At 30.1% G+C, this 13,547-nt stretch carries 13 protein-coding genes, 1 tRNA gene and 2 pseudogenes; 6 read left to right on the plus strand and 10 right to left on the minus strand.

Annotated features, from left to right (window positions below; genetic code table 11):
- The 9 genes and pseudogenes from AJ882_RS01240 to AJ882_RS01280 all read right to left on the minus strand — a co-directional run.
- Positions 1-360 (minus strand): annotated as a pseudogene (locus AJ882_RS01240) (motility associated factor glycosyltransferase family protein); the annotation flags it as partial.
- A 9-nt stretch (positions 361-369) separates the two neighbouring features.
- Positions 370-1,609 (minus strand): annotated as a pseudogene (locus tag AJ882_RS09315) (DUF2920 family protein).
- On the minus strand, positions 1,609-2,124 hold the full coding sequence (locus AJ882_RS01250; RefSeq protein WP_002799196.1) for a type II secretion system protein: 516 nt from the start codon (positions 2,122-2,124) through the stop codon (positions 1,609-1,611). The pseudogene AJ882_RS09315 and the gene AJ882_RS01250 overlap by 1 nt, the downstream one beginning before the upstream one ends.
- A complete protein-coding gene (tsaD, locus tag AJ882_RS01255; protein ID WP_002864246.1) occupies positions 2,125-3,132 on the minus strand; it encodes a tRNA (adenosine(37)-N6)-threonylcarbamoyltransferase complex transferase subunit TsaD in 1,008 nt (335 codons plus the stop codon). It lies immediately after the preceding gene.
- The gene (locus AJ882_RS01260; protein WP_011049962.1) at positions 3,129-4,523 is read right to left on the minus strand and encodes a M99 family carboxypeptidase catalytic domain-containing protein; all 1,395 of its coding nucleotides are present in this window, start codon (positions 4,521-4,523) and stop codon (positions 3,129-3,131) included. The genes tsaD and AJ882_RS01260 overlap by 4 nt, the downstream gene beginning before the upstream one ends.
- Position 4,524: 1 nt before the next feature.
- Entirely contained in the window at positions 4,525-5,595 is a 1,071-nt protein-coding gene (dxr, locus tag AJ882_RS01265) for a 1-deoxy-D-xylulose-5-phosphate reductoisomerase (RefSeq protein ID WP_002867315.1), read from the minus strand.
- Positions 5,592-6,317 (minus strand): phosphatidate cytidylyltransferase, encoded by a 726-nt coding sequence (locus AJ882_RS01270; RefSeq protein ID WP_002867314.1) that lies wholly within the window; start codon positions 6,315-6,317, stop codon positions 5,592-5,594. Before AJ882_RS01270 ends, dxr begins: the two co-directional genes overlap by 4 nt.
- 8 nt (positions 6,318-6,325) lie before the next feature.
- A complete protein-coding gene (locus AJ882_RS01275; protein ID WP_002852397.1) occupies positions 6,326-6,664 on the minus strand; it encodes a hypothetical protein in 339 nt (112 codons plus the stop codon).
- A 1-nt stretch (position 6,665) separates the two neighbouring features.
- Positions 6,666-7,973 carry an NFACT RNA binding domain-containing protein gene (locus tag AJ882_RS01280; protein ID WP_002914001.1) on the minus strand — a complete coding sequence of 436 codons (1,308 nt, stop codon included), beginning with the start codon at positions 7,971-7,973 and terminating at the stop codon, positions 6,666-6,668.
- A gap of 61 nt (positions 7,974-8,034) precedes the next feature.
- Between AJ882_RS01280 and AJ882_RS01285 the strand changes: the two genes are divergently transcribed.
- The 6 genes from AJ882_RS01285 to ceuB all read left to right on the plus strand — a co-directional run bounded on the left by AJ882_RS01285 (position 8,035) and on the right by ceuB (position 13,338).
- Entirely contained in the window at positions 8,035-8,610 is a 576-nt protein-coding gene (locus AJ882_RS01285; protein ID WP_002867312.1) for a molybdenum cofactor guanylyltransferase, read from the plus strand.
- Positions 8,607-9,596 carry a phospholipase A gene (locus AJ882_RS01290; RefSeq protein WP_002867311.1) on the plus strand — a complete coding sequence of 330 codons (990 nt, stop codon included), beginning with the start codon at positions 8,607-8,609 and terminating at the stop codon, positions 9,594-9,596. The genes AJ882_RS01285 and AJ882_RS01290 overlap by 4 nt, the downstream gene beginning before the upstream one ends.
- A gap of 85 nt (positions 9,597-9,681) precedes the next feature.
- Positions 9,682-10,650, plus strand: coding sequence for an ABC transporter permease (locus tag AJ882_RS01295; protein ID WP_002867310.1), 969 nt, complete (start codon positions 9,682-9,684; stop codon positions 10,648-10,650).
- A complete protein-coding gene (locus AJ882_RS01300; RefSeq protein WP_002867309.1) occupies positions 10,643-11,581 on the plus strand; it encodes an iron chelate uptake ABC transporter family permease subunit in 939 nt (312 codons plus the stop codon). The genes AJ882_RS01295 and AJ882_RS01300 overlap by 8 nt, the downstream gene beginning before the upstream one ends.
- Entirely contained in the window at positions 11,578-12,333 is a 756-nt protein-coding gene (locus AJ882_RS01305; protein WP_002867308.1) for an ABC transporter ATP-binding protein, read from the plus strand. The genes AJ882_RS01300 and AJ882_RS01305 overlap by 4 nt, the downstream gene beginning before the upstream one ends.
- 12 nt (positions 12,334-12,345) lie before the next feature.
- Complete coding sequence (gene ceuB / locus AJ882_RS01310) at positions 12,346-13,338, plus strand: enterochelin ABC transporter substrate-binding protein CeuB (protein WP_014517282.1); 993 nt, start codon at positions 12,346-12,348, stop codon at positions 13,336-13,338.
- Positions 13,339-13,410: 72 nt separating this feature from the next.
- On the opposite strand, the gene AJ882_RS01315 is transcribed toward ceuB, so the two are convergent.
- A tRNA-Ser gene (locus AJ882_RS01315) sits at positions 13,411-13,500 on the minus strand.
- Positions 13,501-13,547: the final 47 nt, after the last annotated feature.

The raw sequence follows: 13,547 nt of genomic DNA on the forward strand, positions 1-13,547 counted from the left end.
TTCCTCACTCAAATCTATCGTGCTTAAAGCTAGGATAAAAAGTTCGATTTCACTTTCAAATACAAAAAGATGTTTATAGTGTTTGGATAAATTTTTAATAAGCAAAGCATTGCCTATACCATAAATACATGCAAAAGGATATCTATGAGTTTTTTCTAAAATACTTTGATAGAAAAAATTTATTTCTTCTTCTAAATTTTCATACATAAAAACATTATGAGTTTTATCATAGATATTTAAATTTTCATCTATATTAAAACGAGAGCAAGTTTTATTTTGTATGAAATTTAAAAGTTTATTTCCTAAGGGTTCATTTACCCCACTTAATAAAGCTTGTATGTTTTTTTCTAGTATGGTCATTGGGTTTCCTTAAAATTTATCTATTTTTAGTGATATTTTGTCATCTTTTTCGCTAAATTTATACAACAAATCCTCACAAGGATAAGAGATGTATTTTTCTTTACAATCTTTTTTTGGATTTTGTTTTATTTTTTCTAGCATTAAAGGAAGTTCTTTCTTAATCAAAAGTTTTACTGGAATTCCCATGCCGTGATTTAAGTTTTTAATAAATTTTCCATCAACTTGAGATTCTTTAGTAATAGAATGCAAAGTTGCATCAAAACCAAGTTTCTCAAGCTCTTTATAAAGCATAGTTTTTTCTTTTAAAGAAACATACTCATCATATAATGAATGATAACTTATAAAGCAAGTTTTTAAACATTTTGATTGTTCTAAAAGATGATCTTCCTCTAAAAGATTTCGAATTTTTCTTCTTGCGGGAGAAAAAAAACGAGGCGACGAAGAATTACTTGTCCAAAAAGTTTTTGTCGAACAATGTGTTTTAATATGATGAAAAAAATCAAAAGTAGCAAATTCGCTATACTGCATAAAATCTATTTCCTTTCCAAAACCTACAACTCTCCATAAAAACTTAGCGTATGCAGAATTATCCAACACTCCATCTACTAACCAAGGTGCAATCTTAGCTGCCAAATGTGCTAAATATCCCCCATGAGAACTACCTATCATAATAACGGGTATACCCCCCCATAGTATCAAAAGGAGCATGTTTTTTAAGGTAAAGTGCAACATTTAAAAGATCTTGAGCTTGCATAATCCCAAAATTTTGATATTCGTTTTTTGCAGGTTGCAAACTCACATGTAAATTTAAAAAATAATTTGGTGTAAAATTACCTTTTTGCTTGCCTTCAACCATTTGATTATTTACAAAATGAAAAATTTCACTCATTTGTTTATAGTCTTGAATTTTATCAACATCATAAGGAAGCTTGATATCCGCAGCTTCACAACTTGCTTTTAAAATAAGCTTGTCTATATCATCTAAATAAAAAGTTGATCCAGTTTGAGGACGATTGCCAATACAATGATAATTTACTCCAACTACAGCAGTATTAAATTGCCTTACCATATAATCACCAACATATTGGATCGATGATATATCATCACCCATACCTTGCACCACAAACACCAAGGCTTCAGGTGTTTTTTCATCATCATACCAAAGCTTAAATTCAAGCTTTGATTCTCTTTTTATACCAAGCTCTACATCATCACAAGAGTCAATCTCATAAGCTTTACTCACTATCATTACATTCCCCCTATTAAAAGATAAGTTTTACTCGCTAGGTTTTTAAAATTTTCATTCTTACTTAAAATCACACAAGCTTTATTACTAGAAGAGCTTGTAAAGTCTATATTTTCTAAATCTTCATGGCTTTGATTAGCTGCGTTGATGATAGCATTTTTACTTGCTTCATTGCTTGAAATTCCCATGAGTATAAAATCAGCTTTATTTATAAAAACAAGTTTTAAGCATTCTTTATCATCGCCTACGCGAAAATTTACTTCTTTTATACCGTTAAAATTACTAAGATCAACATTTTCAACCCCGCTTACATTACTCATCGTTTTTATAGAGCTTAAATGATCATTTTTTAAAGTATAAATGCTTATATCATTGATCAAAGTTTTAAGGTTGTTTAAAGACTTGCTAACTTCAGCTTCATCCTTACTTGAACTCATTTTTGGCAAAGCAATAGCGGCTAAAATTCCCAAAATAACGATCACAAAAACAAGTTCTAATATAGTAAAAGCTTTTTTCATCTATATCCTTGAAAAATTTTTATTTTTAGGGCTTAAAATATCTTCTTCTACACTTACAAATTCCTTTTTTTCATAAGCATCAACTGCGGCTCTTGCTATCATCAAAGCATTATCAGAGCAGAATTTTAAAGGAGCTAGTTTTAAATTTGCATTATATTTTTGACATAAATTTTGCAAACGCGAACGCAAGTTAAGATTTGCACTAGCTCCACCTACAACGCCAAAATTTTTAAATTTATAAAGATTAAAAATTTTTTCTAATTTATCCATGATATGATCACAAGCTGTATTTTCAAAGGCATAAGCTATTTCTGCTTTTGTGTCTTCATTTAAATTTTCATGTTTTAAAATTTCCAAACGCACTGCATTTTTAAGCCCTGAAAAACTGAAAGCGAGTTCTTTAGAATGCTTTAAAGGTGTGTTAAAAGAGATATTTTTAAGTTTGGCATTTTTTGCTAAATTTTCTATGATGACCCCACCAGGGTAACCTAAATTCATCATTTTAGCCACTTTATCAAAACTTTCTCCAAAGCTATCATCATTTGTACTTGCTAAAAGCTCTAAACTTGCGTCATCTTTAAGATAAAGCACCATGGTATGCCCACCACTAACAAGCAAAATTCCCATATCTAAAGAAATTTTTTCTTCCAAAAAAAGACTATAAATATGACCTTTAAGATGATTTATAGGGATTAAGGGTAAATTTAGCGCACTTGCTAAGGTTTTTGCCATAGAAATTCCACTGAGCAAAGAAACACTAAGTCCAGGTTCATTTGTCACAGCTATGGCACAAAGATTTTTAAAATGCTCTTTGCATTGCTTAAGCATCTTTGGTAAAGCCTCGCTATGAAGTCTTGCAGCAAGTTCAGGTACCACTCCCCCATAGATACTATGATCTAATTCTTGGGAAATTTTTTTATGAAATTTACATTCTAATGTATTTTTATCAATGATAGCTATAGAACTATCATCACAAGAACTTTCTATAGCTAGGATAAGATTTTTCATTCAAATTCCACTAAAATAGAACCTAAGAATTTATCTTTTGATCTTGCCATTTTAAGAGTATTTAAATCCAAATTTTTAGCGTTTTTGATCAACTTGCTATTGATATTTGCCTCTAAAAGTTGTTGCAAATTTGCACCTCTTAACTCATAAAATTCCACTCTATAAATTTTACCTGCCATGTCTAAAGAGTATTGTGTTTGCATATTTTTTTTATGAACTAAAATACCACTTTCATCTTTTGAGTGATCAAAGCCTATGATATTTACGCGCACATTAGCTATCTTTGGAATAAGAAAATTCTCTTTTACTTTTACCTTGGTTCCAAAAGGAACTGTGGTTTCATTGCCATCAACTTGAAAAGTTACTTCATTAAAAGCATCGCTAAATTCTAAATACTCAGGATATAATCTTGTTTGAAAACGATTGCCATATTGGATATAAAAAGAATTTCCTTCTGCGATAACAGCCGTAAGTTCATTGCTTGTGTTATAATTTAACTCTTTATTTACCGGAAAAGGCACATAGTTGATAAGCTTTCTTGGATTTTTTAAAGAAAGTAAAATTCTATCATCAAAAAGTTTTACTTCAAGCTCTTTATTTATGGCTTTATCAACTCCTTGCGGAGTGAGTTCGAAATCTCTGCTAAATTCAATTCCTGCAGTTTTTAAATAATTTTCAATTGCCAAAAGATGATAATAAGCTCTTAAATTTACAGGCAGATTTTTACTCGCTTCATTTGCAAAAGCGGCTTTGTGATTTGAAATCACAAAATAAGTTAAAGCTTTAAGCATTTCCGTATCGCCAAGCTCTTGGGTTTTGGTGTTTTTAAGATGATAAGCATGCTTTGGATCAGCAAGCGAAGAATTGACACTATTTACGGTTTGAGTGGCGATATTTTCAAGATCAGGGTATTTGCTTGCATTGATTTCGCTTGTATCAATCACGCTTGAATTTCCCCAACGCTTAGGATTTTGCATCGCATCGATATAAGTGGGTTTATAAAAACCCCAACCATCGTGAAGATTGATCACCATACTAACTTCAGGAAGTAAAATAAGCTCTTTAATGCGTTGAACGGTTTTATAATCAGGATCTTTTGGGCTAATGCTTGCAAATTTACGGTTTAAATCCCCATTATTCCCACGAGAACGCTTGATAATGCTATCAAAAGCTAAATTTGGAGCCACTATAATCTTACCCTTAGTGATATTATAATCACTCAAAAGCAAACTTGCCGCATGAAATCCACCAGGCTCATCGCCTTGAATTCCACCAAAAATTAAAACTGTATTATTATCATCTAGACTTTTTCCATTTTCTCCTACGCTAAAGTCTAGCTCTAAAGCAAAAATGCTTGTTATAAAAAATAAAATTGTTAAAAAAAATTTCATTTTAACTCCTTAAATACTCTCTTGTTTTAAAATCATACTCAAAAACTTCTTCTATGCTTGAAATTTTAGGTACTCCAAAATGATCAAGGGCTTTAAAAATGCATTTAGCAATGTCTAAAAATCCACTTTTATTTTCTAAAAAATTATAAACACCAACTTCATTAGCAGCATTGATGATAACACCTAAATTTGGCTCTTTTAAAAATGTATTTTTAAGCTTAAAAATAGGATATTTTTTTGTGCTGATTGGATGAAATTTTAAAGCAGGCATTTTACTAAAATCAACAGCCTCTAAAATAGGCGTATCTTGTTTTTCAAATATAGCATCTGAAATAGCTAGTTTCATATCTGCTTTTGAAAAATACGCCGTGCTAGCTCCATTTTTAAATTCACACATTGCATGCACTAAAGATCTTGGTTCTATTAAAGCATCAATTTCTTTAAAATCATATAAATGATAAGCCTCTATAATCTCAAAAAGCTTATTTGCCATAGTCGCACTATCTATAGTGATCTTTGCTCCCATGTTCCAATTAGGATGTTTTAAAGCATCTTTGAGACTGACTTGATTTAAATCTTTGATTTTATACTTATAAAAAGCTCCGCCGCTTGCTGTGATATAAAGTTTTGCTATATTTTTTTTACCTTCGAGTAAAAATTTTAAAGCTGCATGCTCACTATCAACGGGTAAAAATTTAGCGCCTTTCAAAAAACTCCCAGCTACTACAAGACTTTCTTTGTTAGCTAAAGCTATGTTTTTGCCAAGCTCTTTAGCCTTTAAAGTGCTTTTAAGTCCTGCAAAACCTACAATGGCATTGAGTAAAAGCTTATCTTGACATTCTGTTAAAATTTGCTCTAAACCTTCTTGCCCTATAAAAACTCTATCGTGTTTAACTAAATGCTTATTTTTTGAATCTTTTATGGCAACAAATTTAGGTTTAAACCTTGCGATTTGCTCATTTAAAAGAGCGATGTTATCCCCACAAGCTAAAGCAGAAATGGGAATGTTTTTTAAAGCAGCAAGTTTAAGAGCATTTACTCCTATACTGCCCGTACTTCCAAAAAGTATCATAAAAGAGCAACCATCACAAAAGCAGCAATGATCACCGCATCGATCCTATCGAGCATGCCCCCATGACCAGGGATAAGATCTCCACTATCTTTTACACCTGCTTCTCTTTTAAAATAACTCTCAAGCAAATCTCCAATCACTGCAAAAATCGCTACAAAAAACGAACAAAGCAAAGAAAGCCAAAAACTATAAACAAAAACTCCCAAAATAGTTCCAATAACACTCGCACAAATCAAGCCACCTATAACACCTTCTAAGGTTTTGTTTGGGCTTGTTGGAGAAAAAGGAGTTTTACCCATAAGTTTTCCGATAAAATACGCCCCACTATCACAAGCTGCAACGATAATGATAAGCCAAAAAAGTGCAAACATACCCTGATCTAAATACACTTGCCAAAGTGCTAAAATAGGCAAACTAGGATAAATATAAATAAGAGCTGGTTTTAAAGAAGCCTTTTTATAAACCAAATATCCAACGACTAATAACAAAGCTAAAATCCCAAAAAGCAAAGCTTTATGCGACAAACTTCCCAAAATAAAAGCTATAGCCAAAGGGATAATAGAGATATTTTCTAAAGCAAAAAGTTTTTTTGCTTCACTAAAAGATAGATACAATAAAACCGCAAAAACGATAAAATTGATAAAAAATTGATCAATCAACGCGATAATAATAATAGCCCCTATCATCACAAGAGCTGAAATAATTCTAGTTGTATTAAACATATTTTTCCTTATATACTAATATCTAAGCGATGAATGCTTTGTGCGTCTTTAAAATTTGGATCTTTAGACTCATCTTCTTCATTTTTCTCATCATCGCTGGTTTTAGCTTCTTGATTGTGTTTTTTCTTTTTTTCTTCTTGTTCGGCTTTTTCTTTGATCTCTTCTTTGATTTCATGAGTCTCATTGACTTTCTCAAGCTTGTTCAAAGTTTTTTCTTTTTCATTAAATTCAGCCATATTTAGCGTAGCTGCAAAACCTTCTTTTGCAAGCTCATTGCTTGCTTGTGTAGCTGGATAAGCCATATTCTGATTTATATAATTGATATTTCCTAAAGGGCTAACTGGCATTTTAATCCTTTGTGATATTAATACTTTTAAAATTTGTATAATTTACAAACGCCTTTTGCTGAACCTTGACAAAATTTTTTAAGGTATAATCGACCCAATACGAACCTTTCTTTAACTTAGAAAAGCTTACACAAAGCCTTGCAGCAAATTCTATCACATCGAGGCTGATTTTTTGCTTGTTTGATACAATCAAAGTATGTGCGCTAGGAATATCCCTTACATGAAGCCACAAATCATCTTTTTTAGCATTTTTAAGTAAAAATTCATTGCCTTTTTCATTTTTACCCACGCAAATTTTAAACTCGTTAAAATAAAAATTTACCACAAGATCTTCTTGTTTATGATCTTGATTTTTTTTGCTATTTTTTTTAGGTAGTAAAATTTCAAGCTCTATCTCACTCTTAGCTTGAAGCAATAATTCTTTCAAACTCAAGGTAAAATCTAACTTTTCTTTTAAATTTTGTCTTTGTATGTTTAAATTTTTAGCTTTTTGTTCTAATTTTTTAGCATTTTTATAATATAAATTAGCGCTTTGCTTAGGATTAAATTCAAGCTTAAATTCAAGCTCTTTGCCTTCAAAATCATCAAGCTTAAATTCCCTTTCATAATCTTTTAAAACACTCAAATTTGCAAACAATACATCAGCCCTTTTTCTGTATTCTAAAGCTTTTAAGAGTAAAGAATTTTCTTCATCTAAACTAGAAAAAAGTTCTTGTAAATTTTGTATTTTTTTATCCACTTGTGCAAGTTTTAAATTTTTTATTTGTTTGATTTTACTCTCATAAATGCTTGTAAATTTGCGAGAAAAATAATCTGCAAAGTCTTTGATTTCCTCAAAATTTTCATCCATTTTATAAGGCTTTAAAGACTCTAAAATCACATTAGGTTTTACAACACGATAACTTTTATCAATGTGTCTTAAAGCCTCTATGATCAAATCTTTTTCATCTGTAAGAATAACATTGGTATTTTTACCCGTAAATTCAAAATAAATTTTGCTCTCATAGCTTTTATAAGCCTTATTAGCTTTTACACTAAAACATAAAATACGATTGCCTTCAAGGACTTTAACTTCCTTTATAAAAGCATTGCTAAAATACTTTTTAAGCATAAAATCAAAAGGTGCATTATAATTTTTTGCATTAAATTTAGCTGTATAAATCGCACTCATTGCACGAGTAAGATCAAAAATAAATCTTTCTCTATCAAAGCTTAATTCCAAAATATTGTCATTGATACGCTTGATAAAATCGATTTTTTTAAACCGAGAAAAAAAAGTTTGTAATTGTAAAAGTTCTGTGTATTTCATAAAAGAAATTATAAAATATTTTGGCGAATTTTGTGGTAGAATTACATTAAAAAGGAAATTTGTGCAGCTTAATGAGCTAAATTGCGTGATTTTATGTGGTGGTAAATCTAGCCGTATGGGACAAGATAAAAGCAAATTGATTCTTAAAAATCAAAATTTAACTCAATTTCAAGTAGATAAATTTTCTAAAATTTTTAAAAATGTCTATGTGAGCGCGAAAGAAGACAAATTTGAAAACCATTTTAGCTTGATAAAAGATTCTTTAGAATTTGAAGTTTACTCTCCTATGCTTGCGCTTTACTCTATACTTTCAAATTTTAAAAATGAATTTGTTTTTGTTTTAAGTGTAGATAGTCCTAAAGTAGGTGAAAATGAACTTTTAAAAATGCTTCCTTTTTTAGAACAAAACTATAAAATAATCATAGCAAAAACCCCTTTGCATAAACATCCCCTATGTGGCTTTTATCACAGCTCTTTAGCTCAAACTTGTAAAAATTTCTTAGAAAAAAATGAACAAAAAATAGGACTTTTATTTTCTGAGATTAAAACCAAATTTGTAGAATTTGAAGATGAAGATGCTTTTTTAAATCTTAATTTTTATGAAGAATATGAAAAATTTAAAAGCAAGTTAAAATGAGAAAAATTGCTTTATTTTTAAGCTTATGCGTTTTTATATGGGCTAGTGATTTACAACAAGCTTTAGAGTATGAAAAACAAGGCGATTATAAAAAAGCTATGGAAATTTACAAAAAACTCGCTTTAAAAAATTCATCTGTTTTGATTTCTCAAGAACAAAATAACTCAAGCGAAGCAACACAAATGCAAAATTCTATCACTATAAAAAAAGAAGAAAAACAAGACTTTTCTCGCTTAGCTTTGGCTAATTATCTTGGTGAAAATGAAAGTTTTAATCCCCTTGGCATTAGCTCTTATAAGATGAATTATTTTTTACCTTTTGCTTATAGTTTTAATTCTTTAGGAACAAATAATAATAAGAGTGAGGCGAAATTTCAACTTAGTGTTAAAAAAAGACTTTTTGAAAATTTACTAGGACTAGATGAAAAATATTATATAGCCTATACTCAAACTTCTTGGTGGCAAATTTATAAGCATTCTTCTCCTTTTAGAGAAACCAACTATCAACCAGAATTTTTTATAGATCTTCCTTTATATCTTAAAGATTATGAATTTTTTAACAATCTACGCGTAGGTATATTGCATGAAAGCAATGGCAAGGGAGATGAGAATTTACAATCTCGCTCATGGAATAGAATTTATGTATCTACTGCTATTTTATATAATAAATTTTTATTTGTTCCACGCCTTTGGTATAGAATTCCTGAAAACAAAAAAGATGATGATAATCCTGCCATCTTGCATTATATGGGAAATTTTGATGTGAATTTAGCGTATTTAGGTGATGATTATTTTATCAATCTTATGCTAAGAAATAATCTTAAATTCCACAATAATAAAGGCGCTATACAAGTTGATCTAGGATATGATATTTTTAATAACGGAATTTATTGGTATTTACAATACTTTAATGGCTATGGAGAAAGCCTTATAGACTATAACAAACACTTACAAAGACTTTCCACTGGATTTTTGATTTCTTACTAAAATATCCTTTGTAGTTTTATCATTTCTTAAAACAATTTTCATTACAATTTCATTTTTGATAATTATTATTACTATAAGGAAAGATTTGTTTTTTAAGCATATATTGAGTTTAAAAGTGCTTATAGCTTTACTTTTATTCTTTGGAATGATAAGTTTATTTATAGGAGTTATCAGTATCAATGTAAAAGATATCCTTAATCTTAACTCCACTCAACTAGAAATCATAACCCTTACAAGAATTCCTAGACTTATAGCGATTTTACTCACAGGAATGAGTCTTAGTATATGCGGGCTTATCATGCAACAACTCACGCAAAATAAATTCGTTTCTCCAACTACGGCAGGAACTATGGATTGTGCTAAATTTGGCATACTTATTTCTTTAATATTTTTTACTGGAGCATCTTTTTTCATTCAAGCTATCATTGCTTCTATATTTGCACTTTTGGGTTCTTTTATATTTATCCAAATTTTAAGAAAAATCAAACTCAAAGATGTGATTTTTGTACCTTTGATAGGCTTGATGTTTGGAGGCATTATTAGTGCTATAACCACTTTTTTTGCCTATGCTTTAAATTATATACAAAATATCCAAGGCTGGCTACAAGGCAGTATGGCAAATGTTATGCAGGGAAATTATGAATTACTTTACATTTCTTTGCCACTTTTTATACTTGCTTATTTTTTAGCTCACAAAATCACCATAGTTGGCATGGGCGAAGATATAGCTTTAAATCTTGGAATTTCTTATAATGGGATATTATTTTTAGGCTTGATGATTGTAAGCATTATCACTAGCTTAGTGATTGTAAGCGTTGGAATTATCCCTTTTTTAGGGCTAATTATCCCAAATTTAGTAGCTCTTTATCTAGGTGATAATCTTAGAAAAAATCTTATCTATATAGCACTTTGTGGAGCTTTGTTTTTACTTGTTTGCGATATCATTGCAAGACTTGTCATCTTTCCTTTTGAAATGCCTTTAAGTATCACTACAGGTGTTTTAGGATCTTTAATCTTTATCTTTCTTTTGCTAAAAAGGAAAGCTTATGCGTAAAAAAATGCTGATTTTAAGCTTTTTAACACTTGGTATGATAGGGATTTTTATACTTGTGGGTTTAAATGGCTTTGATGAGTATGCCTTAAAAAGTCGTTTTTTACAAATTGCAGCTATTATCATAGTAGCTATTTGTATCGCTGTTTCAACGGTAATCTTTCAAACTTTATGCAATAACAAAATTCTAACCCCTGCCATCATAGGATTAGATTCTTTATATATGTTACTTCAAAGTGCTCTTATCTTTTCTTTTGGTGCAGCTAATTTAAGTGTTTATAAAAACGATATCAATTTTTTAATCACTCTAGTTTGTATGGTGGTTTTTTCACTAGGACTTTATAAGATTTTATTTAGTAGTGATAGAAGTATTTATCTTATCATGCTTTTAGGCTTAGTTTTTGGGACACTTTTTAGCACTTTAAGCTCTTTTTTTGAAGTGCTAATCGACCCTGATGAATTCATGGTAATACAAGGAAGAATGTTTGCTAGTTTTGATAATATTGCTTTTGATGTTTTAATTCTTGCTTATATTATTAGCTTTTTAAGTTTTATATGGATTTTTCGCTATATGAAATTTTTAGATCCTTTAAATTTAGGCAAAGATTTAGCGATAAATTTAGGGATAAATTATCAAAAAATTTCAAAACAATTAATGATTATCATAGCTATTTTAACTTCTATTAGCACCGCACTTGTAGGTCCTATAACCTTTTTAGGGCTTTTGGTGGTAAATATCACTTATGAACTATTTAAAACTGCAAAGCATAGTATTTTGCTAAGCGCTTGTATACTTATTAGTATTTTGGCTTTACTTGGAGGGGTGTTTTTTGTCTCTAGAGTTTTTGATTATAATGCCACTATAAGCGTGGTTATTAATTTCTTAGGTGGGATATATTTTATCTATCTTGTATTAAAGGGTAATAAATTATGATTAAACTAAAAAATATCACCAAATTTTATGATAATAAAGTCATTATTTCAGATCTTAGCCTTGATTTTCATAAAGGCAAAATCACTTCTATAATAGGAGCCAATGGCGCTGGAAAATCCACTCTTTTAGCTCTAGCAAGTCGTTTGATAAAACCTAGTAGTGGAGAAATTTATATCGATGGAATGAATTTAAAAAATTATAAAGAGCAAATCTTAGCACAAAAAATTTCCATTCTCAAACAACAAAACAATATCAATTTAAGATTAAAAGTTGAAGAATTAGTCGCTTTTGGGCGTTTTCCGCATTCTCAAGGAAGACTTAATACAAACGATAAAATCAAAATCAATGAAGCTTTAGAATACATGGAACTTAACAACTTAAGAAATGAATTTTTAGATACATTAAGCGGGGGACAAAAGCAAAGAGTTTTTATAGCCATGATCATCGCTCAGGATACTGAATTTATAATGTTTGATGAACCTTTGAACAATCTTGATATGAAGCATAGCGTACAAATCATGCAACTAATGAAAAATTTAGTCAAAGACTTTAACAAAAGTATAGCTGTTGTATTACATGATATTAATTTTGCTTCGATTTATTCTGATGAAATCATAGCCTTAAAAGATGGGAAGCTTTTAAAACAAGGCTCAAAAGATGAAATCATCAATCAAGAAAATTTAAAACAAATTTATGATATGGATATACCCGTAAGTCAAATTAATGGTAAGAAAATTTGTATTTATTTTTAAAAAGGAGAAAATATGAAAAAATCTTTAGTTTTTGCATTTTTTGCATTTTTTTTAAGTCTAATCTTAACAGCTTGTAATTCAAACTCAAATGAAAACAACGCAAGTTCTACAACAAAAACCAACACTGCTACGGTGAAAGTTTTGCCTATTAGTATGAGCGATGAGGGTGATAGTTTTTTAGTGAAGGATAGTCTAGGAGAAAATAAAATCCCTAAAAATCCTTCTAAGGTAGTGATCTTAGATCTTGGAATTTTAGATACTTTTGATGCTTTAAAATTAAATGATAAAGTCGTTGGCGTTCCTGCTAAAAATTTACCAAAATACCTACAACAATTTAAAAACAAACCTAGTGTAGGTGGAGTACAACAAGTTGATTTTGAAGCCATTGATGCTTTAAAACCTGATCTTATCATCATTTCTGGACGCCAAAGTAAATTTTATGATAAGTTAAAAGAAATAGCTCCAACTTTATTTGTAGGTCTTGATAATGCAAATTTTTTAAGCTCTTTTGAAAACAATGTCTTAAGCGTTGCAAAACTTTATGGTTTAGAAAAAGAAACTTTAGAAAAAATTTCAGATATTAAAAATGAAATTGAAAAAGCCAAAAGTATAGTTGATGAAGATAAAAAAGCTCTTATCATTCTTACAAATTCTAACAAAATTTCAGCCTTTGGTCCTCAATCTCGCTTTGGGATTATTCACGATGTTTTAGGGATTAATGCAGTAGATGAGAATATAAAAGTAGGCACACACGGAAAAAGTATCAACTCTGAATTTATATTAGAAAAAAATCCTGATTATATTTTTGTTGTTGATAGAAATGTCATCGTAGGCAACAAAGAACGCGCTCAAGGCATACTCGATAATGTGCTTGTCGCTAAAACCAAAGCAGCACAAAACAAAAAAATCATCTATCTTGATCCAGAATACTGGTATTTAGCAAGTGGAAATGGACTAGAGTCTTTAAAAACTATGATTTTAGAAATCAAAAACGCTGTAAAATAATATAACTTCGCAAGGGCTAGTCTCTTGCTTCGATACTTAATAAAATACTTGGGATTTTCAAGAAAGTTTTAGTGGCGGACAGAGAGGGATTTGAACCCTCGAGACCCGTTAAGATCTGCACCCTTAGCAGGGGTGTGGTTTCAGCCGCTCACCCATCTGTCCAATAAAGTAAAGTGTAATTATACAAAAAAATAAATAATACCTAGCTT

The sequence above is a fragment of the Campylobacter sp. BCW_6461 genome, from assembly GCF_001762735.1.
Classification (GTDB): domain Bacteria; phylum Campylobacterota; class Campylobacteria; order Campylobacterales; family Campylobacteraceae; genus Campylobacter_D; species Campylobacter_D jejuni.

Coding starts and splice junctions, on each gene's coding strand:
- AJ882_RS01250 (WP_002799196.1), bottom strand. CDS start 2,124: ATGAAAAAAGCTTTTACTATATTAGAACTTGTTTTTGTGATCGTTATT.
- tsaD (WP_002864246.1), bottom strand. CDS start 3,132: ATGAAAAATCTTATCCTAGCTATAGAAAGTTCTTGTGATGATAGTTCT.
- AJ882_RS01260 (WP_011049962.1), bottom strand. CDS start 4,523: ATGAAATTTTTTTTAACAATTTTATTTTTTATAACAAGCATTTTTGCT.
- dxr (WP_002867315.1), bottom strand. CDS start 5,595: ATGATACTTTTTGGAAGTACGGGCAGTATAGGAGTAAATGCTCTTAAA.
- AJ882_RS01270 (WP_002867314.1), bottom strand. CDS start 6,317: ATGTTTAATACAACTAGAATTATTTCAGCTCTTGTGATGATAGGGGCT.
- AJ882_RS01275 (WP_002852397.1), bottom strand. CDS start 6,664: ATGCCAGTTAGCCCTTTAGGAAATATCAATTATATAAATCAGAATATG.
- AJ882_RS01280 (WP_002914001.1), bottom strand. CDS start 7,973: ATGAAATACACAGAACTTTTACAATTACAAACTTTTTTTTCTCGGTTT.
- AJ882_RS01290 (WP_002867311.1), top strand. CDS start 8,607: ATGAGAAAAATTGCTTTATTTTTAAGCTTATGCGTTTTTATATGGGCT.
- AJ882_RS01300 (WP_002867309.1), top strand. CDS start 10,643: ATGCGTAAAAAAATGCTGATTTTAAGCTTTTTAACACTTGGTATGATA.
- AJ882_RS01305 (WP_002867308.1), top strand. CDS start 11,578: ATGATTAAACTAAAAAATATCACCAAATTTTATGATAATAAAGTCATT.
- ceuB (WP_014517282.1), top strand. CDS start 12,346: ATGAAAAAATCTTTAGTTTTTGCATTTTTTGCATTTTTTTTAAGTCTA.